Below are 22,532 nucleotides of genomic sequence, written 5' to 3' on the forward strand. Positions count from 1 at the left end.
GGGTTGCCATGTTCGCCTCTCTCTTGCTGATGCTGTTGCAACCCGTGGCGGAGAGGCTTGGTTGCATGGCCGGTGCAGGCCGACTGGCGCATCGGTTCTTCGCATGCGATGCCGTCGCGGCGGGCCGGAACGCCGCAGCGGATCCGTGCGCGACTTGCTCCGGTGCGACTCGCGGCGCTTGCCCTTTTCCGCGTGTCCTTATAAGGGCACGTCCCTTGAGTTTCAGGCTTGATCTTTGCGGGCGTGGCGGAATGGTAGACGCGCTGGTTTTAGGTACCAGTATCGAAAGATGTGGGGGTTCGAGTCCCTTCGCCCGCACCATTACGCCGCCCTGGGGGAGATGAGTCGCGAGAATTGGCCCCGTAAGGCCCGTTGAATTGCACAGGAAGGCATTTGAAATGCAGATCGTCGAAACCACCAACGAAGGCCTGAAGCGCGCCTACACGGTGACCATTCCCGCCAAGACCATCACGGCCCGCGTCGAAGGCGAAATCAAGAAGATCGCGCCGCAGGTGAAGATGCCCGGCTTCCGCGCCGGCAAGGTTCCTGCCAATCTCGTCAAGAAGATGCACGGCGAAGCGATCCACCAGGACGCGCTGAACGCGACCATCCGCGAAGCCATGGACAAGCTGGTCGCCGACCACGCCCTGCGCCCCGCGATGAACCCCGACGTCGCTCTCGGCGAAGGTTACGAGCAGGGCAAGGACGCCGAGCTGACCGTCAGCCTGGAAGTGCTGCCGACGATCGCTGCGCCCTCGCTGGACGGCCTCAAGCTTGAGAAGCTGGTCGTGCCTGTGGCCGAAGACGCCGTGACCGAAGCGGTCGAGCGCATTGCCTCGCAGCAGCAGCGTTTCGAGACCAAGGACGGTGCGGCCGAAGACGGCGACCAGGTGATCATCGACTTCACCGGCAAGCTCGACGGCGTCGAGTTCGAAGGCGGCAAGGCCGAGAAGGCTCCGCTGGTGATCGGTGCCGGTCGCTTCATCCCTGGTTTCGAAGAGCAGCTCGGCGGCATCAAGGCCGGTGAAGAGCGCACCATCACCGTGACCTTCCCCGAGGACTACCAGGCCGCGAACCTCGCCGGCAAGGAAACCACCTTCGACATCGTCGCGCACGAAGTGAAGGCGCCTGCCGAATCGAAGATCGACGACGATTTCGCCAAGGAACTGGGCCTCGAGAGCCTCGAACAGCTCCAGGGCCTGCTCAAGGGCCAGCTCGAGCAGGAAACTGCCGGCCTGACCCGCACCGCGATGAAGCGCCAGCTGCTCGACCAGCTTGCCGCCGGTCATGACTTCGACGTGCCGCCGACCATGGTGGAAGCCGAATTCTCGCAGATCTGGCAGCAGCTCACGCACGAAGCCAGCCACGAGGAAGACCCCGCGGCCGCTCTCGCCGAGATCGAAGCCGAGAAGGACGACTACCGCAAGATCGCCGAGCGCCGCGTGCGTCTGGGCCTGCTCCTGTCGGAAATCGGCCAGGCCAACAGCGTCGAAGTGACCGCCCAGGAAATGCAGATGCTGGTCTCGCAGGCCGCTCAGCAGTACCGTCCGGAAGATCGCCAGCGCTTCTTCGAATATGTCCAGCAGGACCCGATGATGGCCGCCCAGCTGCGCGCCCCGCTCTACGAAGACAAGGTCGTCGACTTCCTGATCGAGAAGGCTGACGTCACCGAGCGTGAAGTGACCCGCGACGAACTGCAGGCCGCTATCGAAGCCGACACCGACGGCGACAAGCCGGCGGAAGCCAAGAAGGCTCCGGCCAAGAAGGCCCCGGCCAAGAAGGCTGCCGCCAAGAAGGAAGACGCTGCGGAAGACGCCGCTGCCGACGCCGACGAAGCCGCTGCCGAGGAAAAGCCGAAGAAGGCTCCGGCCAAGAAGGCTGCCGCCAAGAAGACCGAGGAAGCCGCTGAAGGCGAGGCGGAAGCCAAGCCTGCCAAGAAGGCTCCCGCCAAGAAGGCAGCTGCCAAGAAGGACTGATCCTTCTTTCAGGCTGATGCGCGAAGCGGCCCGGTGCGGAGATTGCGCCGGGCCGTTTTCTTATCGAGGATGGAGAATGTTATCCCACATCCCATCCGCGTTAGATCGTTAAAGCCCTTGAACATCGGCGAAGGGCACGCGACATAGGCGGTCCAAACCAGAAGAGGACTCCCATGCTCGACCTGTTTGGCGCCGCGGGCGCCCAAGGAAAGTTCACTACCGATCCCGTGACCGGCGCGCTGGTGCCGATGGTCGTCGAGCAGACCAGCCGCGGTGAGCGCAGCTTCGACATCTACTCGCGCCTCCTGCGCGAGCGCATCGTATTCATCACCGGCCAGGTCGAAGACCACATGGCCTCGCTGATCGTTGCGCAGCTACTGTTCCTCGAGTCGGAAAATCCCTCGAAGGACATCTCGATGTACATCAACTCGCCGGGCGGCGTGGTGACTGCCGGCATGGCCATCCACGACACCATGCAGTACATCAAGCCGCGCGTTTCCACGGTCTGCATCGGCCAGGCCGCCTCGATGGGCAGCTTCCTGCTCGCCGCCGGTGAGCCGGGAATGCGCATCGCGCTGCCGAACGCCCGCATCATGGTGCACCAGCCTTCGGGCGGCGCGCAGGGCATGGCGTCCGACATCGAGATCCAGGCGCGCGAGATCCTGCGGATGCGCAAGCGCCTCAACGATCTCTACGTGAAGTACACCGGCAAGTCGCTCGACGAGATCGAGAAGGCGATGGACCGCGACACCTTCCTCGAAGCCGAGGAAGCGCTGGCGTTCGGCCTCGTCGATAAGGTCTTCGAAACGCGGCCCGACGGCGACAAGCCGACCGAAGCCTGAGCATGACCGCAAGGTCGGGGCTCCAACGGAGTCCCGACCTTCAGTCCTTTGCAACGGTTGCGGGGATACCCATATCGGTCTCAGGATTGCAAAACCGGCCCCGTCCAAGGTAGACTCGACGAGTCGCCTCGAATGGGCCTAAAGACGGAAAATGACGAAATTGAGCGGATCTGACGCGAAAAGCACCCTCTACTGCAGCTTCTGCGGCAAGTCGCAGCACGAAGTGCGCAAGCTGATCGCGGGACCCACGGTCTTCATCTGCGACGAATGCGTCGAGCTTTGCAACGACATCATTCGCGAAGAGACCAAGGCCGGGATCGCGGGCAAAAAGGACGGCGGCGTGCCGTCTCCCCGCGAAATCTGCGAGACGCTGAACGACTACGTGATCGGGCAGGAACGCGCGAAGCGTGTTCTGTCAGTGGCGGTGCACAACCACTACAAGCGGCTGAAGCACAGCGGCAAGCAGGGCGACGTGGAACTGTCCAAGTCGAACATTCTGCTCGTGGGTCCCACGGGTTCGGGCAAGACGCTGCTCGCGCAGACGCTCGCCAAGACCTTCGACGTGCCGTTCACCATGGCCGACGCCACCACGCTGACCGAAGCCGGTTACGTGGGCGAGGACGTGGAGAACATCATCCTCAAGCTGCTCCAGGCTTCCGACTACAATGTCGAGAAGGCGCAGCACGGCATCGTCTACATCGACGAAATCGACAAGATCAGCCGCAAGGCCGAGAACCCGTCGATCACGCGCGATGTTTCGGGCGAGGGCGTGCAGCAGGCGCTGCTGAAGCTGATGGAAGGCACGACCGCTTCGGTTCCGCCGCAGGGCGGCCGCAAGCACCCGCAGCAGGAATTCCTGCAGGTGGACACGACCAACATCCTGTTCATCTGCGGTGGTGCCTTTGCGGGTCTTGAGAAGATCATCGCCGATCGCCTTCAGAAGCGCTCGATCGGTTTCGGCGCGCATGTCGCCGATCCGGACAAGCGCCGCGTGGGCGAACTGCTCCAGAAGGCGGAGCCGGAAGATCTGCTCAAGTTCGGCCTGATCCCCGAGTTCGTCGGCCGTCTGCCGGTGATCGCGACCCTGAACGACCTCGACATCGAGGCGTTGGTCAAGATCCTGAAGGAGCCGCGCAACGCGCTGATCAAGCAGTATGCGAAGCTGTTCGACCTCGAAGACGTGGAACTGACGTTCACCGACGAGGCGCTCGAAGCGATTGCCCAGAAGGCCATCGACCGCAAGACCGGCGCACGCGGCCTGCGCTCGATCGTGGAAGGGCTGCTGCTCGACACCATGTTCGACCTGCCGACCGAAGGCGATATCGCCGAAGTCGTCGTCGACAAGGACGTGGTCGAAGGCCGCAAGGAACCGGTTCGCGTGCTCAAGGGCGACAAGGCCGAGGCCGCAGCCTGATCCCTGCGAAGCAGGTGGAGACGAAAAAGGCCCGTCCGGTTCTTCCGGGCGGGCCTTTTCGTTGCCCGCAACGTGCCGGTCTGGTCTGACCATGCTCTGGTGTGGGGCGATGACGCGATACCTGTTCGTCTGCAGCCGCAACAAGTTGCAAGGGAGCTCGCCCATAGGGCCAATGTGATCGTGGTCATGGAAAAGGTTCAGCGGCGTAAAGTGCAGCAGACCTTCCGGCGCCACCTCAACCTGCAGCGCATGATCTGCCTCGACATTCCCGACCATTATGCCTTCATGGATCCCGACCTGGTCCTCTTGCTGGAAACCAGGATGGCGCGCCATCTTTCTCACCTGCCGATGCATCACGACGAGTGAGGCTCGGAAGGACCGGGGCCGAAAGGCGGACCTTAGGCTCAGTCCTCGCCCACGGGACGCGGCGGCCCCATCGTACCGCGGGCGCCCGGACCCATCCGTCCGCGCCGACCTTGCGGAACCGGATCGCCCTTCTTGATGGTGCGCAAGGCAACGCCGTCGCGGGTAATCGTCGTCGATTGGGCGTCCGTGGCCTTGAGCAGCCAGCCCTTGTCGCTCTGCACCCAGGTGTCGCGTGAGAGCGACGTGGTGCCGAACGTATGCGTTTCTCCGTCGCGCCCCTGGCGCTTGTCGCTGGCGACTTGCTGCTGGACGACCTCAACGGTCTTGCCGTTGACGGTCACCGACTGGATGGTCGTCTTCGAGGTGCGATCCGGATCGACGGGGATTTTCGCGAGCCCTGCGATCAGTTCGTCCGCGCTCATCTTGTTTTCGCCCAGGTCCGTGCGGACGAAATCGCCAGCGAGCAGGGGCTTGATGCGGTCTGCCTCGCGGCTGTCCATCGCGGCGCGAAGCTGCTCGTAGCGAGCCTCGATATCGCTCCTGGTGTCGGCCTGGGCCAGTCCCGGGACGAAGGCCCAGCCGAGGGCCAGAGAGAGCAGGAGGCGGGTAGAGGGTTTGCGGGTCATGTCGATCGTGTCCCCATGTCGCGGGTGGAGCAGTGGCTGGTGCAAAGTCCTAGCGGCAGGCTGCGATGCCGCAATCACGATATTGTACCTGATTGTCGCGCTCATGCTTGGCAGTTCGGCGCGCCTTGCCCACGCTGCGGCCCGACGGGCAGTCGGATCGACGCCGGGCAGGGGAGAGCACATGGGCGGACCTATCGCCGTTTCGCGGATCATCCACACGATCCACGCCACCACCGATATTCATCGCAGCCGCGCGCTCTATCAGGATGCGCTGGGCGGGCTGGTTTTCGCCGAGAACTTCTTCCCCGCCGAAGATCGCGATGCGGCGCTGCTCTATGTGACCGATCATATGGTCGAGCCGATGGCGGCCCGCCATCCGGAGGACCTGACGAAGCCTTTTGCACGCCAGGCCGCGCGGATCGGCCAGGGCTTTCACTCGTTCGAGATCAAGGTGGCGGACGGCAAGGCGGCCAGCGCGGCCTTCCGCGAGGCGGGCTGCACGGTCGCCAGCGACTACGGGGTGTTCTTCTTCGTCCGACCCGAATCGACCGGCGGCGTCCTGCTGGAAGTCTGCGAACTGCCGATGCCCAACGATCCGTGGGAGCGGGGCAACTGGGATCCCAGGGTCGGAGCCGGGCACCCCTGCCGGGTCACGGGCCTCGATCATATCGCCTGCGTCACGCGCGACATGGCTGGGGCCCTGCGGTTCTTTACCGAAGTGGTGGACGGCGAAGTCCTCAGCGACGAACGCATCGTATCGCCGCAAAGGGCGCGCCGCGTGCTCTTGCGGCTGGGCGATACGCAAGTGGCGTTCCTGGAACCTGAGGAACCTGAGGAACCCGAGGCCGGGGTCTTCAAGGATTTTCTCGCGAAGGCGCAGAACGGCATTTATGCGCTCGTCTGGAAGGTGGACGATCTCGCACAGGCCCAGGCGCACTTCACCGGGAAGCTGAAATTCCGCGTGGGCCAGGCCCATTGCGTGCCCGCAGGCCTGGCAATTGAGCCGGACGACTTCCTGGGCGCCCGGCACGAGTTCACTGAGGCCTAGACGACGGTTTCGCTCTCCAGGGCGCAGGGCGATTCGGCGTCCGTTTCGATCTGTACGGTCGGGTGGCCGATGCCGAAGCGGTGCTCGAGGTCGTGGGCCAGGGTGTGAAGGAAGGCGTCGCCGCGTTCGGCGCCGGGCATGACGAGATGGGCGGTGAGCGCCGTTTCGGTAGTGCTCATCGGCCAGATGTGAAGGTCGTGCACGCGGGTGACGCCCGGCAGCGCGGCCAGGAACTGGCGGACGGCGGCGATGTCGATGCTCTCGGGCACGCCCATCATGCCCATGCGCAGCGATTCGCGCAGAAGGCCCCAGCTGGACCAGGCGATGACGGCAGTGATCACCAGCGAGGCGATCGGATCGACCACTTGCCAGCCCGTGAACATGATGACGATGCCCGCGATCACCACCCCGGCCGAGACCGCCGCGTCGGCCATGAGATGCACGAAGGCCGCGCGCAGGTTGAGGTCGGACTTGCTCCCCTTGGCGAAGAGCAGCGCCGACAGCGCGTTCACCGCGATGCCGAGGGCCGCGACGACGATCATGGTGGTTCCGGCCACCGGCGCCGGTTCCGTGAAGCGCCGGATCGTCTCCACCAGGATCGCCCCGATCGCCACCCATAGCAAAGCGGCATTGGCGATGGCGGCGAGGATCGAGGAACTCTTGAGGCCGTAAGTGAAGCGCTCCGAGGGCGGACGCGCCGCGAGCACGCTGGCAGCCCAGGCGAGGAGCAGCGACAGCACGTCGGAAAGGTTGTGTCCGGCATCCGCCAGAAGCGCCATCGAGCCACTGAAGAAGCCCGCCGCGCCCTCGGCAATGACGAAGGCGACGTTCAATCCTACCGCAACTGCGAATGCCTTGCCCACGTCGCCAGGAGCGGGCGGACCATGGTGATGATGCCCGTGACCGTGTGCATGTCCGTGACCATGCGAATGGCCATGACCATGCCCCTTATCGGCCTGATCGTGATAATGCTGATGTGCGACGCCCATGACAATTTCATCGCATGCGCCGGACCTTAACAGCAAGCTATGACGTATCATCACATGCCGAAACGCGATTGCGCCGCCGAACATTGATGCCGCGCCGCGTGACATTTATGCCGCACCAAAGATTGTCATATTGGCGCATAAAACACGGAATTCTCAGGAAAAACAGGCGATCTCTGCAATCGAACGCAATTTGAGTCAGAAAATTGCGCAACAAAGATCGGAAATGAATCCCGTGCGTCAGAAGATTGTCATATTGCGCTGCTCTTAGCAGCCGCAGCAAATTTTGCGGCAGGGCAACTCTTCCGCATTTGGCGAAAACACTCTGAAGGTTTCCAGGGGGCTAAGATGAAGTTTCAATCCATTCTCTCCACCGCGACCAGCTCGCTCGCCGTCGGCGCAGCGTTCCTCGCCGTTCCCGCTTTCGCACAGTCGACCGGTTCGAACGAATTCGACAATGCGATCGTCGTTACCGGCGCTCGCGATGAAAGCGTAGCCGGCATCCGCATTCCTGACTCGCCGAAGGCGAAAGTTCAGATTGGCCAGGAAATCATCGGTGCGCAGCGCGCCGGTCAGACGGTCAACGAAATCATCAACCTCGTTCCGGGCGTGAGCTTCACCAACAACGACCCGTGGGGTTCGGCCGGCGGTTCGTTCACCATCCGTGGTTTCGACTCGACCCGTATTTCGCAGACCTTCGACGGCATTCCCCTGAATGACTCGGGTAACTACGCGGTCTATTCGAACCAGCAGGTAGACGCCGAGCTGATCGAAAACATCAACGTCAATCTTGGCTCGACCGACGTCGACAGCCCGACCCCTGCGGCCGTGGGTGGTACCGTCAATATCAACACCAAGGTTCCGGACGACAAGTTCGGCGTCATGACCAGCATGTCCTATGGCGACATCGTTGCCGAAGGTTCGGGCGGCGAAGATCGTTCGTTCCAGCGCTTCTTCGCGAAGGTCGAAACCGGCGAGTTCACCTCGGTCGGCACCAAGGCCTGGTTCTCGGGTTCCTACGCTCGCAATGGCGCGACGTTCGCCAACTACGGCAAGGTCGAAAAGAAGCAGTTCAACGGCAAGATCTACCAGCCGCTGGGCAGCGACGGCGACTTCATCTCGCTTGCTGGTCACTACAACGTAAACCGCAACAACTTCGGTGGATCGCCACTGAGCGCGCAGGCCATCACGCTCAACAAGGATGAGCGCTTCTATGACGTCGCGGGCGGCGTTCCCTGCACCACCAGCACGACCAGCGTGCCGAATTCGTGCGGTTCGCAGTTCGAACGTCGTTACAATCCGTCGAACACGGGCAACCTCCGCCTGAATTCGCTGTTCCACCTCACCGAAAAGCTGACCTTCTCGGTTGACGGCGCCTACCAGTACACCAAGGCAAACGGTGGCGGCACCTCGATCGGCGTCGAAGGCTACAGCACCGGCGGTTACACCGGCGTGTTCTTCCAGCGCTATGCGCCGGTCAGCAGCTCGAGCGCAGCTTATTACTTCTACGGTGACGTGGACCTCAATGGCGACGGCGTGACCGGTTCGGGCGATGCGGTACGCATCCTCTCGCCCAGCCAGACGATCACCAAGCGCTGGATCGGCATTGCCAACCTCGCTTACGAGATCGACGACAGCAACAGCGTTCGTTTGTCGTACAGCTACGATCGCGCCCGTCATCGCCAGACCGGCCCCGGCGGCTTCCTGAAGACCAACGGCGAGCCGTTCGACGTCTTCCCGATCAACGATCCGATCCTTGACGAAAACGGCTACAGCATCGGCAAGCGCGATCGTAAGTCCTTCGCTACGCTGAACCAGATCTCCGGCGAATATCGTGGCCGCTTCTTCGACGACCAGCTGACCGTCCTGCTGGGCGTACGCGCACCGTTCTTCAAGCGTGACCTGAACCAGTACTGCGTCACCACTGACGCCAGCGGCAACGTGAACTGCCCCGCAGCCGACCAGGTGGATGCCTATGCAACCGCCAACCCGACTTACGGCGTACCGGGTTCGCGTTCGATCAAGTACGACAAGGTGCTTCCGAACGTCGGTGCGGTCTTCAAGATCACGCCGGAAATCAGCATCGCGGGTAGCTACGCCAAGAACATCTCGGCACCCAGCACCGACGCGCTCTATGGCACCTTCTTCTACGATGCCAGCGACCCGCTCGCGCGCCGCGTTGCAGAAACTTCGGACAGCTTCGATGTCAGCCTGCGTTACAGCAGCCCGATCGTTCAGGCCGCTCTCACCGGCTGGTACTCGAAGTACAAGAACCGCATCGTTACCGCGACCGATCTTGACGGCAACTCGACCGATACCAACCTTGGTCCGGTCAAGAAGTACGGCGTTGACGCCAGCGTCGGCGTGACGCCGGTGCAGGGCGCTTCGCTCTACGCCTTCGCTTCTTACATCAAGTCGGAAATCCAGAACGACGCACTGGTGGGTAGCTGCTCGGCCGCCCAGCTTGCAGCCAACCTCTGCTATGTCAGCGGTGGTGACGCGTTCCTGCGCACCAGCGGCAAGCGTGAACGCGCTGCTCCCGAGTGGCTGTTCGGTGGCCGCGCCCAGTACACCACTGGCGACTTCCTGATTGGTGCCCAGGCCAAGTACACCGGCAATCGCTATCTGAACGACATCAACTCGGTGAAGTTCAAGAGCTACACGGTTGTCGACCTGAACATGGCCTATAAGCTGGAGGGTCTTGGCCTCGCCAACAGCGAAATCCAGCTGAACGTTACCAACCTGTTCGACAAGTACTACGTCGGCTCGTTCAGCGGCGCTCTCGCCACCGCATCGAGCTCGGCCTTCGTGAACTTCGGTTCGCCGCGTGCCGTCAGCGCTACTCTCGTGATGGGCTTCTAAAGCTCAAGCCAGAGTATAAGAACAAAGAGGGGAGGGAACGCGAGTTCCCTCCCCTTTTGCGTGCCTGCTTTCCGCGCTAGCCTGATACCGTTACGGCAAGCGGAGAGGCTGGCGTTGACGAAAGCAGAAAAGGCGGAGCAATCCGCGTCGCAGCAGATCGATGCCCGCATCGCGGAGCTGGGCGATTGGCGGGGGGCTCTGTTGGCTCGGCTGCGCGAGGTTGTCCTGGCGGCCGATGCCGGTGTTGCCGAGGACTGGAAATGGCGGGGGGTGCCGGTCTGGTATTGCGGCGGCATGATCTGCACCGGGGAGACCTACAAGGCGGCGGTGAAGGTGACGTTCGCCAAGGGCGCTGCGCTCGACGATCCGGCTGGGCTCTTCAATGCCAGCCTCGACGGCAACCAGCGCCGGGCCATCGATTTCCATGAAGGCGATACGGTAGACGAGCCTGCGCTGACGGCGCTGGTCCGCAGCGCCATAGCACTCAATCTGGCGAAGAAGCCTGCGCGGTCGAAGACATCCCGCTAGGGGCGAGGTGCCTCAGTCGTAGACGCAGGCATCGAGGCCCTGGGTCTTCACCGTGCCGATGCGGGCGGCGATGGTGTTGCCATAGCGCCGGGTGAAGCCGGAGGGGCTCTTCACGCTGCGGGTCTTGGGGCTGGGCAGGGCGGCCGCCATGCGGCCAGCCTCCGTGGTCGTGAGGTTCGAGGCGGACTTGCCCCAGTAGCGCTGTGCCCCGGCTTCCACGCCGTAAGTGCCGATGCCGGTTTCCGCGACGTTGAGATAGATCTCCATGATCCGCCGCTTGTCCCACAGGTTCTCGATCAGGAACGTGAACCAGACTTCCAGACCCTTGCGCAGATAGCGCGTCCAGCCATCGCCCTGCCAGAGGAAGACGTTCTTGGCCGTCTGCTGGCTGATCGTCGATCCGCCGCGCAGGCGGCCGCCGGCGGCATTGCGCTCGAAGGCCTTTTCGATGGCGTTGGTATCGAAGCCGTTGTGCGTGCAGAACTTGCCATCCTCGGCGGCGATGGCGCCGGCGACCATGTTGCGGTCGATCCGGCTGAGCGGCTGCCAGTCCTTGGTGATGCCGTTGCCGTCCACCAGCATAGTCACCGTCACGGGCGGCGGAACGAAGCGGTAGAGCACGGTCAGCCCCACGCTGATCGCAACGAACCAGAACACGATCTTGGCAAGGATGCGCAGCAAAGGAAGGGAGCCCCATATGACCGGCGCGCGGGAATGCCGCCGTCCGGGGCCATGCCTAGCGATATCGCGCGCGGCGGAAAAGGTGCCTGCGCTCGGGTTCCCCCGGCGAGATGCGGATCGTGATCGGGATTCAGTCGCGCGCGTCGAAATCGGCGCGGGCGTCGGCCACCGTTTGCAGATTGGCTTCGGCCCAGAGCCAGACGCTGCAGAACGCCTCTCCCAGGCCGTGACCCAGCGGGGTCAGCCGGTAATCGACGTGAGGAGGGATGACGGGATGAACCGTGCGATGGACGAAACCGTCCCGCTCCATTTGCCGCAGTGTCTGCGTGAGCATCTTCTGGCTGATGCCCGGCACGGCGCGGGCAAGGGCGCTGAAGCGGGTTTCGCCGTTTTCTTCCAGCGCTTCCAGCACCAGGAGCGTCCACTTGTCTGCCACGCGGCCGATCAGCTCATTGACGAGCGCATCGACGCCCGGCACGGTCGAATAGCTGGTGGTCGGCGGATTTTCCATTTCTTACCCTTGGGTGGCTACAGCACGTTCAGGTGCCTACTTTCCAAAAGAGAGTATAGATCTACATTCCGCTTCGCAATCTTTCTCACAGGAGCGTTCCCATGAAGACCAGCGGCAACATTATCCTTCTGACAGGCGGCGGCACCGGCATCGGGCGCGAACTGGCGCAGCGGTGGCACGATGCCGGCAACCAGGTCATTGTCACCGGGCGGACGCTCGCCAGCCTGGAAGAGACCGCGGAGGGGCGGCCGGGCATTCATCCCGTGGCGCTCGACGTTACCGATGCGGGCGCGATCGCGGCTTTCGCGAAGGACATTCTCGCGCGGTTTCCGGCACTCAACGTGCTGGTCAACAATGCCGGGGTCATGCCGCTGGAAGACATTTCCGTGCCGCGCGACCTTGCGCGCGCGGAAACGTGCGTGGTGACCAACCTGCTTGGCCCGATCCGCATGACCGATGCCCTGGTGGCGCATTTGCGCGAGCAGGAGGGTGCGGCGATCATCAATGTCAGCTCCGGTCTTGCTTTCGTTCCGCTGGTCGGCGCGGCGGTCTATTCGGCCACCAAGGCGGCGATCCATTCGTGGACCGATTCGTTGCGCTTTGCCCTGAAGGGTTCGGTCGAGGTGATCGAGCTGGCGCCCCCGGCGGTGCAGACCGAATTGACGCCAGGCCAGTCGACTCGCGAAGGCTACATGCCGCTGGACGCGTTCATCGACGAGGTCATGGGGCTCATCGGGCAGCAGCCGACGCCGGAGCTGATTGGCGTCGAACGCCTCGGTTTCCTGCGCAATGCCGAAGCCGAAGGGCGCTATGCGCAGACATTCGCCGCGCTGAACGCGGCGCCGCACTGATCGTCGCTCCGCCCGGGGCCCTGGAGGTCTCGGGCGGAGCGCCGCCGCTGGTCAGGGCGCGGCGCGACTGCTATGGCTTTTGATGTTGCATTGCAGCATGAGTGAGCAGTGACATGGCCCGCAAGGACAATTCACCCCACAGGCTGGACCTCGCGCTTCAGGGCGGAGGCGCGCATGGCGCCTTCACCTGGGGCGTGCTGGACGGTTTGCTGCAGGATCCCCGAATCTCGATCGGCGCGCTCAGCGGTGCCAGCGCGGGGGCGATGAATGCGGCGGTCCTCGTCTCGGGCCTGGTGGCGGGCGGCCGGGAAGGGGCGCGGGAACGCCTGCGCTCGTTCTGGAAGGCGTTGAACCGTTCGGGGCGCGAGGCCGGGCCCTTGATCCCGATGATCGAGGCCTTCCCGGAAGCCACCCGCGCGATGAGTTCATGGTGGAGCACCGTGTTCGGCGATCTCGGCATGGCGCATGCGTCGCCGGAAATGGGCCGGGACATGCAGGAGATCCTGCGCAAGGTTATCGAGGACCACGTCGATTTCGCCGCCATCGCCAGCGAGGATGCGCCGCCGGTGTTCATCTCGGCCACCAATGCGCAGAGCGGCGCGGTGCGCATCTTCCGCAAGCATGACCTGACGGCCGACGCCTTGCTCGCCTCGGCCTGTCTGCCGCTTTATTTTCCGCCGGTCACGATTGACGGGAAGGACTATTGGGACGGCGGCTACAGCGCCAATCCCCCGCTCGTGCCCCTGGTGCTGGAAAGTCCGAACGACGATCTGCTGCTCATCACGGTCAATCCGCAGTTGCGGAGCGAAACGCCGCGCAATGCTGCCGGTATTGCGGACCGGATCACCGAGATCGGCTTCAACCAGTCGATGCGCAAGGAAATGCAGGGTCTGTTCCTGCTGCAATCGTCGATCGGGCGGCACCGCGAAACGGACGGACTGATCGCCCGGGTCGACCGGCTGCGTTTCCACGAGATCCACGACGAGGCTGCGCTTTCCGCCATGCCTGCGCAAAGCAAACTCCTGCCGGTGCGACAGATCCTGCTGACCTTGCGCGACGTGGGAGAGGCGGCGGCAAAGCGCTGGTGCGAGGTTTCGATCGAGAGCCTTGGCCAGGAGAGCACTGTCGACCTGGCGAGCCGGTTCGGACCGGGTTAGGGCTCGAGGTCTCTCGATCGGATCGTCAGAGAATACCCGGCAGATCCAACCCCTTCTCCCGCGCACAATCCAACGCGATCTCGTATCCCGCATCGGCATGGCGCATTACGCCCGTCGCCGGGTCGTTCCACAGCACACGCTCCAGCCGCTTGGCCGCCGCCTCGGTGCCGTCGGCGACGATCACCATGCCCGAATGCTGCGAATAGCCCATGCCGACGCCGCCGCCGTGATGCAGCGAAACCCAGGTCGCGCCGCTGGCGGTGTTGAGCAGGGCATTGAGCAGCGGCCAGTCCGAAACCGCGTCCGAACCGTCGCGCATGGCCTCCGTCTCGCGGTTGGGCGAGGCGACCGAGCCGCTGTCGAGGTGATCGCGGCCGATCACGACCGGGGCTTTGAGTTCGCCCTTCGCCACCATCTCGTTGAAGGCAAGGCCGAGCCGGTGGCGGTCACCCAGGCCGACCCAGCAGATGCGTGCGGGCAGGCCCTGGAACTGGATCTTCTCGCGCGCCATGTCGAGCCAGTTGTGCAAGTGCGCGTGGTCGGGCAGCAGTTCCTTCACTTTGGCGTCGGTCTTGTAGATGTCCTCGGGATCGCCCGAGAGCGCGGCCCAGCGGAATGGCCCCACGCCGCGGCAGAACAGCGGGCGGATATAGGCGGGCACGAAGCCGGGGAAGTCGAACGCGTTTGCGACGCCTTCGTTTTTCGCCATCTGGCGGATGTTGTTGCCGTAGTCGGTGGTGGGCACGCCCGCCGCCTGGAAGTCCAGCATGGCCTGAACGTGCACCGCCATCGATGCCTTGGCCGCCTTGGCAACGGCTTCGGGTTCCCGCTCGCGCTTTTCGATCCATTCGGCGACGGTCCAGCCAGCCGGGAGGTAGCCGTTGACGGGATCGTGGGCGGAGGTCTGGTCGGTCAGCAAGTCGGGCCGGATGCCGCGCGCGAACATCTCGGGCAGCAATTCCGCCGCGTTGCCGAGCAGGCCGACCGAGACCGGCTTCTTCTCGGCATTGGCTTTCTCGATGATGGCCATGGCTTCTTCGATGGTGCTGGCGGCGACGTCGAGGTAGCCGGTGCGCAGGCGCATTTCGATGCGGCTGGGCTGGCACTCGATGGCAAGGCACGATGCGCCGGCCATCACCGCTGCCAGCGGCTGCGCGCCGCCCATGCCGCCAAGGCCGGCGGTCAGCAGCCACTTGCCCGAAAGATCGCCATTGTAGTGCTGGCGGCCCATCTCCACGAACGTCTCGTAGGTGCCCTGAACGATGCCTTGCGTGCCGATGTAGATCCACGAACCGGCGGTCATCTGGCCGTACATGGCAAGGCCGCGCTTATCGAGTTCGTTGAAATGCTCCCAGTTCGCCCATTCCGGCACGAGGTTGGAATTGGCGATCAGCACGCGCGGCGCATCGGCATGGGTGCGGAACACGCCGACCGGCTTGCCGGACTGGACCAGTAGCGTTTCGTCGTCGTTCAGGCGGCGCAGGGTCTCGACGATCTTGTCGTAGCTTTCCCAGTCGCGCGCGGCGCGGCCGATGCCGCCGTAGACCACCAGCTCTTCGGGGCGCTCGGCGACATCGGGGTGGAGGTTGTTCATCAGCATCCGCAGCGGGGCTTCGGTGAGCCACGATTTCGCGGAAAGTTCGGTGCCGGTCGCGGGCTTGATGACGCGGCTGTTGTCGAGGCGGGTCATTGTGTTTCCTCAGGTCAGGATTGCGCGAAGGCGAGGGCCGCCTTCAGCACGTCTTGCAGGATCGGGGTGAGGGCGGCGGCGCGGGTGGCCGAGAAGAGGACGGGCCAGTTGGCTTCGTCCGGTGCTTCGGGCTCATTCATGTAGCCGCGAATGGCGAGTTCCATCTGGATCGCGTGAACGCCGTTTTCCGGGTGGCCGTAGTGGCGCGTGGTCCAGCCGCCCCGGAAGCGGCCGTCGAGGACGTGGCTGAGTCCGCTCGCGGCGCAAACCTCGACGATGGCGGCGGAAAGCGCCGGATCGCACGTCTGGCCGAGGTTGGTACCCAGGTTGAACTGCGGCAGTTCCCCGTCGAACAGGCGCGGCACATGGCTGCGGATCGAGTGGGCGTCGTAGACCACGACTTTGCCGTGAATGGCGCGCAGCCGATCGATCTCGGCGGCGAGGGCGGCGTGGTACGGATCGAACCAGAGTGCGCGGCGGCGGGCGATCTCGGCCGCATCCGGCGCGTCGCCTTGGTAGAGCGGTTCGCCGTCGAAAGTCGTCGTCGGGCAGAGTTCCGTCGTCGCCTGCCCCGGATAGAGCGAGGCGCCCGAAGGATCGCGGTTGAGGTCGATCACGCTGCGCGAGACGCGCCCGGCAATCGTCGTTGCGCCCATATCGCGGGCGAAGGCGTAGAGTTCGTCCACCCACCAGTCCGCATCGCGCCGGGCGAGCCATTCGGAGCGGAACGCGGGCGCGACATCGGCCAGATCCGTGCCGACATGAGGGAAGGCGACGATGAGCGGGGCTTCGCCGCGATGGAGAGTGAAGCTTGGGCTCATGTGCGTTGCTCCAAGTATCGGCCGTTACCCATCACTTCGTCATTGTGAGCGTAGCGAAGCAATCCAGAGCGGTTCTGCGCCGCTCTGGATTGCCACGTCGGCTTCGCCGCCTCGCAATGACGAAAGTGAGAGAGAGTAGCCGCCCTCATGCGATGCCCGGAAGCAGGTCCGCAGCCGTATCGGCCAGCGCGCCGGAGCGGACCAGCAGGTTGGCCGCTTCCATGTCGGGGTGGAAATGGCGGTCGTCGTCCAGTGCGGGAACTTGGGCCCGCAGAACGGCGCGCGCGGCATCGAGCCAGGTGCTGGAGGCCAGCGGCGCGTGGAATTCGATACCCTGCGCAGCGGCGAGCAGTTCGATGCCGATGACGGCAGTGGCGTTCTCGACCATCGACAGCAGGCGGCGCGCGCCGTGAGCGGCCATCGAAACGTGGTCTTCCTGATTGGCGGAGGTCGGAATCGAGTCCACCGAGGCGGGATAGGCCTTCTGCTTGTTCTCGGAAACCAACGCAGCAGCGGTCACTTGCGGGATCATGAAGCCCGAATTGAGGCCGGGACGCGGCGTCAGGAAAGCGGGAAGGCCGGACAGCGCCGGGTCCACCAGCATGGCGATGCGGCGCTCGGAGATCGAGCCGATCTCGCAGACGGCGAGCGCGATCATGTCGGCGGCGAAGGCCACCGGCTCGGCGTGGAAGTTGCCGCCGGACAGCGCCTCGTCGGCCCCGTCCCCATCGGCATCGACGAAGATCAGGGGATTGTCGGAAACGCCGTTCGCCTCGATCTCCAGCGTCGTCGCGGCCTGGCGCAGCACGTCGAGCGCGGCGCCCATGACTTGCGGCTGGCAGCGCAGGCAGTAGGGGTCCTGCACGCGGGCGTCGTTCTCGACGTGGCTGGCGCGGATCGCGGAACCGGCCATCAGCGCGCGCAGGGCGTCGGCCACCTCGATCTGGCCGCGATGGCGGCGCAGGGCGTGGATGCGGTGGTCGAACGGTGTGTCGGAGCCCTTGGCGGCTTCGGTCGAGAGCGCGCCGGTCACCAGGGCGGAGCGGAACAGCAGTTCCGCCTCGAACAGTCCGGCAAGCGCATTGGCGGTGGAGAACTGGGTGCCGTTGAGGAGGGCGAGGCCTTCCTTCGGGCCGAGTTCGAGCGCCGAGAGGCCCGCGCGTGCCAGCGCATCGGCGGCAGGCATGCGCTCGCCGTCCAGGACGATCTCGCCCACGCCGATCATCGTTGCAGCCATGTGCGAAAGCGGTGCCAGGTCGCCGCTGGCGCCGACCGAGCCTTGCGAGGGGACCACCGGCGTCAGGCCCTTGTCCAGCATCGCTTCGAGCAGGGCCACGGTTTCAGGGCGGACGCCGGAAGCGCCTTGCGCAAGGCTGGTGAGTTTGAGCGCCATCATCAGCCGGATGACCGGCACTGGCGAAGGCTCTCCCGTGCCCGCTGCGTGGCTGAGCACGATGTTGCGCTGGAGCGTGGCCAGGTCCTCGTCGCCAATGCGCACGCTGGCGAGCTTACCGAAACCGGTGTTGATGCCGTAGACCGGCTCGCCCCTGGCCAGGATGCGCGCGACGGCAGCGGCACTTTCGGCCACGCGCGGGGCGCAGGCCGGGTCGAGCTTCACATCCGCGCCGCGGTAGATCGCGCGCCACTGGGCCAGGGTTACCTCGCCGGGCGTAAGCGTGTCGCTCACGTTGCCAGGAGTGAGCGTGTCGCTCACGGGTGTCGGCGTGAGCAGGTTGTCGGTCATTGTCCACTCCAGATGCGTGCATGGAGCGGGTTGAACCCCATGCGGTAAACGAGGTCGGCCGGGCGCTCGATGTTCCAGATCGCAAGGTCGCAAGCCTTGCCCTGTTCAAGCGTGCCGAGCCGATGAGAGAGGCCGAGCGCCTGTGCCGCGTTGCGCGTCACGCCGGCCAGGCATTCGGGCACGGTGAGGCGGAACAGCGTGGCGCCCATGTTCATCGTCAGCAGCAGCGAGGTCAGCGGCGATGTGCCGGGGTTGCAGTCCGTGGCGAGCGCGATGGGCACGCGGGCCAGGCGCAGCGCTTCGATCGGGGGCAGCACAGTCTCGCGGCAGAAATAGTAGGCGCCGGGCAGCAGGGTGGCGACCGTGCCGGAAACGGCCATCGCGGCGATGCCGGCTTCGTCGAGATGTTCGAGGTGGTCTGCCGAAAGCGCCCCGTGGCGTGCGGCCAGGGCGGCGCCGTGAAGGTTGGAAAGCTGCTCGGCATGGAGCTTGACCGGCAGGCCCAGCGCCGTGGCGGCGCGGAACAGGCGCTCGGTCTGGTCGGGCGAAAAGCCGATCCCCTCGCAGAAGGCGTCCACGGCATCGGCAAGGCCGGCCTGCGCGGCGGCGGGGAGCATGACGGTGCAGAGATGATCGATATAGGCGTCGGCATCGCCTGCGAATTCCGGGGGAAGCGCATGGGCGCCGAGGAAGGAAGTGACGATCCGCACCGGCCGAACCTCGCCGAGGCGGCGGGCGGCGCGCAGCATCTTGAGTTCGCTGGCAAGGTCGAGGCCATAGCCCGACTTCACTTCGAGTGTCGTGACGCCCTCGGCCAGCAGGGCGTCGAGACGGGGAAGGGCGGTAGCGACCAGTTCGTCCTCGCCTGCGGCGCGGGTGGCCTTCATGGTGGAGACGATCCCGCCGCCGGCGCGCGCGATCTCCTCGTAGGAAGCGCCTTCCAGCCGCAGTTCGAACTCACGCGAGCGATCGCCGCCGAAAATGAGGTGGGTGTGGCAGTCGATCAGTCCGGGCGTGATCCAGCGGCCTTCGCAATCGATCACTTCGGCGGCATCGAATGCGGGAGCATCGACCTCGGGACCGGCGTACAAGATCACGCCGTCCTGCGCCGCGATCACGCCCTGCTCGACAATGCCCAGCGGCTCCTGGGCCGACCCGGCACTGGCCATCGTGGCCAAACGGGCGTGTTTCCAGAGCCTGTCGCAGCGCATGACGAGTCGATCCTTGTTGCTTGCCCCGGTTATTGCATCGGTCGTTTTTAATGTATAGACAAAATAGCGAAGGAGCCCCGAAAGCGATGTCCGCCATTTCGCCCGAAGCCACGTCCTCCGCGATATTTGCCGACCTTGCCTTGCTGGAGCAGGGCTGGGCCAGTGACGTGCGGTTCATACTCCGGGACGGGCGGATCGCCGCCATCGAGCGCGATACGGCGGTGCGCGCGGGCGACGAGCGTCATGGCTGCGTGATCCCGGCGCTGGGCAACCTGCATAGCCATGCCTTCCAGCGCGGCATGGCCGGCCTGGCCGAACGCCGCGGGGCGACCGACGACAGCTTCTGGACCTGGCGGGACGTGATGTACCGCTTCCTCGACCGCATGGACCCGGACGACCTCCAGGCCGTGGCCGCCATGGCCTACGTGGAGATGCTGGAGAGCGGCTTCGCGCGGGTGGGCGAGTTTCACTATCTCCATCATGCCCCGGACGGCCGGGCTTACGACGATCCGGCGGAAATGAGCGCCGCCATTGCCCGCGCTTCGGCGGAAACCGGCATCGGGTTGACCTTGCTGCCGGTTTTCTACGCCCATTCCGGCTTCGGCGGGCAGGCTCCGAGCGAAGGGCAGCGGCGTTTCCTCCACGACCTCGACGGCTTTGCGCGCCTGCTGGAAGGCGCCCGATCGGCGGTCAAGGGACTGGATGAGCCGGTGGTCGGCCTTGCTCCGCACAGCCTGCGCGCCGTGTCGCCGCAGCAGCTTGGTGCGCTCGAAAGCATGGCAGGCGGCCTCCCTATCCACATCCACATTGCCGAGCAGGTCCGCGAAGTGGAGGACTGCCTTGCCTGGAGCGGTAGCCGTCCGGTCGCCTGGCTTCTGGACAATGCCGCGGTGGACCATCGCTGGTGCCTCGTCCACGCCACGCACATGACCCCGGAGGAAACGCGGCGGATGGCCCGCAGCGGCGCCGTGGCGGGGCTATGCCCGGTGACCGAGGCCAATCTGGGTGACGGCCTCTTTCCGGCGCGGGACTTCCTTGCCGCGGGCGGCTGCTGGGGTGCCGGCAGCGACTCGAACGTGATGATCGATGCGACCGAGGAACTGCGCCTTTTCGAATATGGCCAGCGGCTGCATCATCGCGGGCGCAATATCCTCTTCAGCCCCGCCATGCCCTCCACGGGCGAGGCGCTCTGGGGCCAGGCGCTCCGCGGCGGCGCGCGGGCGCTGGGGGTAAAGAGCGGGCTTTCCATCGGCTTGCCGTTCGATGCCCTGTCGCTGGACCTCGACCATCCCTCGCTCACGGCGCGCGGCGCGGATCGGCTGCTCGACGGGTTGGTCTTCGCGGCCGGGCGCGGGGCCGTGGATTGCGTGTGGCGCTTCGGCGCGCAGGTGGTAAGCGGTGGCCGGCACCGCGCGCGACAAGAGGTCGTCCGGCGTTACAGGGACAGGTTGGGCAGGCTGATCGGGTGAATAGACCGCTCCACGAACGCATCCGCCAGGATTTCGAGACGCGGATTCTCGCGGGCGCGCTGGCGCCCGGCGAACGGCTGCCGACCGAGCAGGCGCTTATGGCGCATTACGACTGTGCGCGCATGACGGTGAACAAGGCGCTTTCGGCGCTGGCCACGGCTGGCCTGGTGGACCGCCGCAAGAAGGCCGGCACTTTCGTCGCCCGCCCGCGCGTGCATTCCATGGCCATGGATATTCCCGACCTCGGCGCGCAAGTGGCCGAGCGCGGCCAGGCCTATCGCTTCGATCTGGCGCTGCGGCGCGAAATGCACGCGGCAACGGGCCGGGCGCAGGCCCCGATGGAATGGAAGGTCGATGGTTCCGTGCCGCTGCTGGAACTGGAGGGCATTCACTTCGCGGACGGCGCGCCTTTTGCGCTGGAGCATCGCTTCGTGAACCTGACCGCCGTGCCGGAAATCCTCGACGCCGATTTCACGGGTTCCTCGCCCGGAACCTGGCTCCTGGAGCATGTGCCCTGGACCGAGGCCGACGCCCGCATCACCGCGACGGGTGCCGGTGCGACGGAGGCGCGGTTGCTGGCGGTCGAACCCGGCGCGCCGTGTCTTTGCGTGGAGCGCAAGACGTGGCGCGGCTCCGAGCCGATCACTTATGTACGGCAGCTCTTCGTCGCCGGGGCTTACGAACTGACCGCGCATTTCGGACCCGGCGCGCGCCGCGACACCTGACGCGGCACTCCGACCTTGCCGTGGCCCGACAGGATTATGCGGCAGGGGGCAGGGTGCGGGCGGAAAGGGTCATGCTGACGGTGGCGGTCTGGCCGGGTTCGAGCCAGGCCAGTGTTTCCGGCGCGCGGTTGATGGCGTCGGTGGCGTGGCTGACGGGCTCCACGCAGAAGTAGTCCTGACCCTCGGGCGTGAAGACCACCGTCGTCGTCAATTCCTCGGAAGGCGCGATCGTCAGGCCGAGGCCGCGTGCCGGCCAGTCGATTTCGAGCATGCCCTCGCGGCCGGTATAGGCGGTGTCGACGGCGCGAGTGTCCACGGGTTCGCCCTGCCACCAGTCGATCGCTTCCTCATGCTCGTCAAGCGAACTCGGCAGGCAGTCAGGCGTGTTGTACCATTCTCCGCGATGCAGTCCGCGATAGACGGTTTCGGCGTCGCGGGGAAAATAGGGGTGGAAGCCGAGGCCCGCCGGCATCGGTGCATCGCCCTGGTTGGTGATGCTGAGCCTGTTGGTCAGCCCTTGCGCACCGAGTTCGAAGGTTTGCCGCGCGCCGTAGGGCCAGGGCCATTCACCGCCGGGGTAAGTGTGCTCCAGCAAGGCGTGGTTGTCGTCTTGTTCGATCACTGACCAGGCCGTGAGCCAACCGAAGCCGTGCAGCGGATGGGGGTGGTCGGACCCCGGGAAGTTCGGCGCAATCGTGCCTTTGCGCGCGCCGGTGTTGAAGCGGCCTTTGGAGATGCGGTTGGAGAAGGGCACCAGCGGAAAGCTCCCGACATCGAAGATCGTGCTGCCGCAGGCGGGGCGCATCAGGGGTTCGCCATGCCAGTCCAGCCGCAGCACGGCGCCGCCGCGTTCCGGTGCCAGTTCGAGTCGATAGCCTTGCGCTTCGAGGATGATCATCGCTTCCGGTCCACTCCCATGGGACGCGCCTACCTTGTGTTTCGGGCCTGAACGTCCAGGTCTGAACTTACAGGTCCGATCTGCCTGCAAGATCGCGCGGCGGGTTTTCGGCGGGGTGGAGGTAGC

At 65.0% G+C, this 22,532-nt stretch carries 20 protein-coding genes and 1 tRNA gene; 12 read left to right on the forward strand and 9 right to left on the reverse strand.

Annotated elements, in window-relative coordinates:
- Positions 1–237: 237 nt before the first annotated feature.
- The 5 genes from AC1VV3_RS00205 (at position 238) to AC1VV3_RS00225 (ending at position 4,598) form a co-directional block, all read left to right on the forward strand.
- A tRNA-Leu gene (locus tag AC1VV3_RS00205) sits at positions 238–321 on the forward strand.
- A 77-nt stretch (positions 322–398) separates the two neighbouring features.
- Positions 399–1,976, forward strand: a complete 1,578-nt coding sequence (gene tig / locus AC1VV3_RS00210) for a trigger factor (RefSeq protein WP_134095014.1) — start codon at positions 399–401, stop codon at positions 1,974–1,976.
- 173 nt (positions 1,977–2,149) lie between these two features.
- Positions 2,150–2,818: an ATP-dependent Clp endopeptidase proteolytic subunit ClpP gene (clpP, locus tag AC1VV3_RS00215; RefSeq protein ID WP_132262031.1), complete on the forward strand. Its 669-nt coding sequence runs from the start codon at positions 2,150–2,152 to the stop codon at positions 2,816–2,818.
- Between the two features lie 151 nt (positions 2,819–2,969).
- A complete protein-coding gene (gene clpX, locus AC1VV3_RS00220) occupies positions 2,970–4,232 on the forward strand; it encodes an ATP-dependent Clp protease ATP-binding subunit ClpX (RefSeq protein WP_132262033.1) in 1,263 nt (420 codons plus the stop codon).
- Between the two features lie 99 nt (positions 4,233–4,331).
- Positions 4,332–4,598 carry a hypothetical protein gene (locus AC1VV3_RS00225; protein ID WP_431568779.1) on the forward strand — a complete coding sequence of 89 codons (267 nt, stop codon included), beginning with the start codon at positions 4,332–4,334 and terminating at the stop codon, positions 4,596–4,598.
- Between the two features lie 38 nt (positions 4,599–4,636).
- On the opposite strand, the gene AC1VV3_RS00230 is transcribed toward AC1VV3_RS00225, so the two are convergent.
- The gene (locus AC1VV3_RS00230) at positions 4,637–5,224 is read right to left on the reverse strand and encodes a nuclear transport factor 2 family protein (protein ID WP_431568780.1); all 588 of its coding nucleotides are present in this window, start codon (positions 5,222–5,224) and stop codon (positions 4,637–4,639) included.
- Between the two features lie 181 nt (positions 5,225–5,405).
- On the opposite strand from AC1VV3_RS00230, the gene AC1VV3_RS00235 reads away from it, so the two are divergent.
- Positions 5,406–6,272 carry a VOC family protein gene (locus AC1VV3_RS00235; protein ID WP_431568781.1) on the forward strand — a complete coding sequence of 289 codons (867 nt, stop codon included), beginning with the start codon at positions 5,406–5,408 and terminating at the stop codon, positions 6,270–6,272.
- Here AC1VV3_RS00235 and AC1VV3_RS00240 read toward each other — a convergent pair.
- Positions 6,269–7,105, reverse strand: a complete 837-nt coding sequence (locus AC1VV3_RS00240; RefSeq protein ID WP_465128055.1) for a cation diffusion facilitator family transporter — start codon at positions 7,103–7,105, stop codon at positions 6,269–6,271. The genes AC1VV3_RS00235 and AC1VV3_RS00240 overlap by 4 nt on opposite strands.
- A 501-nt stretch (positions 7,106–7,606) precedes the next feature.
- On the opposite strand from AC1VV3_RS00240, the gene AC1VV3_RS00245 reads away from it, so the two are divergent.
- Together AC1VV3_RS00245 and AC1VV3_RS00250 are read left to right on the forward strand one after the other, a co-directional pair.
- Positions 7,607–10,120, forward strand: coding sequence for a TonB-dependent receptor (locus AC1VV3_RS00245; RefSeq protein ID WP_314463496.1), 2,514 nt, complete (start codon positions 7,607–7,609; stop codon positions 10,118–10,120).
- Between the two features lie 114 nt (positions 10,121–10,234).
- Entirely contained in the window at positions 10,235–10,648 is a 414-nt protein-coding gene (locus tag AC1VV3_RS00250) for a DUF1801 domain-containing protein (protein ID WP_431568782.1), read from the forward strand.
- A gap of 12 nt (positions 10,649–10,660) precedes the next feature.
- Here AC1VV3_RS00250 and mtgA read toward each other — a convergent pair whose 3' ends face one another.
- Positions 10,661–11,305, reverse strand: a complete 645-nt coding sequence (gene mtgA, locus AC1VV3_RS00255) for a monofunctional biosynthetic peptidoglycan transglycosylase (protein ID WP_482961924.1) — start codon at positions 11,303–11,305, stop codon at positions 10,661–10,663.
- Positions 11,306–11,459: 154 nt separating this feature from the next.
- Positions 11,460–11,840, reverse strand: coding sequence for a winged helix-turn-helix transcriptional regulator (locus AC1VV3_RS00260; protein WP_431568783.1), 381 nt, complete (start codon positions 11,838–11,840; stop codon positions 11,460–11,462).
- 101 nt (positions 11,841–11,941) lie between these two features.
- On the opposite strand from AC1VV3_RS00260, the gene AC1VV3_RS00265 reads away from it, so the two are divergent.
- Positions 11,942–12,691 carry an SDR family oxidoreductase gene (locus tag AC1VV3_RS00265; RefSeq protein ID WP_431568784.1) on the forward strand — a complete coding sequence of 250 codons (750 nt, stop codon included), beginning with the start codon at positions 11,942–11,944 and terminating at the stop codon, positions 12,689–12,691.
- Between the two features lie 101 nt (positions 12,692–12,792).
- Complete coding sequence (locus AC1VV3_RS00270) at positions 12,793–13,848, forward strand: patatin-like phospholipase family protein (RefSeq protein WP_431568785.1); 1,056 nt, start codon at positions 12,793–12,795, stop codon at positions 13,846–13,848.
- 25 nt (positions 13,849–13,873) lie between these two features.
- Here AC1VV3_RS00270 and hutU read toward each other — a convergent pair whose 3' ends face one another.
- From hutU to hutI, 4 genes are all read right to left on the reverse strand, one after another.
- The gene (gene hutU, locus AC1VV3_RS00275; RefSeq protein ID WP_431568786.1) at positions 13,874–15,538 is read right to left on the reverse strand and encodes a urocanate hydratase; all 1,665 of its coding nucleotides are present in this window, start codon (positions 15,536–15,538) and stop codon (positions 13,874–13,876) included.
- A 14-nt stretch (positions 15,539–15,552) separates the two neighbouring features.
- Positions 15,553–16,359 (reverse strand): N-formylglutamate deformylase, encoded by an 807-nt coding sequence (gene hutG, locus AC1VV3_RS00280; RefSeq protein WP_431568787.1) that lies wholly within the window; start codon positions 16,357–16,359, stop codon positions 15,553–15,555.
- Between the two features lie 145 nt (positions 16,360–16,504).
- Entirely contained in the window at positions 16,505–18,103 is a 1,599-nt protein-coding gene (gene hutH, locus AC1VV3_RS00285; RefSeq protein WP_482961925.1) for a histidine ammonia-lyase, read from the reverse strand.
- Entirely contained in the window at positions 18,100–19,314 is a 1,215-nt protein-coding gene (gene hutI, locus AC1VV3_RS00290) for an imidazolonepropionase (protein WP_431568789.1), read from the reverse strand. The genes hutH and hutI overlap by 4 nt, the downstream gene beginning before the upstream one ends.
- Before the next feature lie 86 nt (positions 19,315–19,400).
- Here hutI and AC1VV3_RS00295 point away from each other — a divergent pair, with 86 nt between their 5' ends.
- The gene (locus AC1VV3_RS00295) at positions 19,401–20,783 is read left to right on the forward strand and encodes a formimidoylglutamate deiminase (protein WP_431568790.1); all 1,383 of its coding nucleotides are present in this window, start codon (positions 19,401–19,403) and stop codon (positions 20,781–20,783) included.
- Complete coding sequence (hutC, locus tag AC1VV3_RS00300) at positions 20,780–21,508, forward strand: histidine utilization repressor (protein ID WP_132262063.1); 729 nt, start codon at positions 20,780–20,782, stop codon at positions 21,506–21,508. The genes AC1VV3_RS00295 and hutC overlap by 4 nt, the downstream gene beginning before the upstream one ends.
- A 34-nt stretch (positions 21,509–21,542) precedes the next feature.
- On the opposite strand, the gene AC1VV3_RS00305 is transcribed toward hutC, so the two are convergent.
- A complete protein-coding gene (locus AC1VV3_RS00305) occupies positions 21,543–22,406 on the reverse strand; it encodes an aldose 1-epimerase (protein WP_482961926.1) in 864 nt (287 codons plus the stop codon).
- Positions 22,407–22,532 lie beyond the last annotated feature (126 nt).

The sequence above is a fragment of the Novosphingobium sp. BL-S-34 genome (assembly GCF_056857015.1).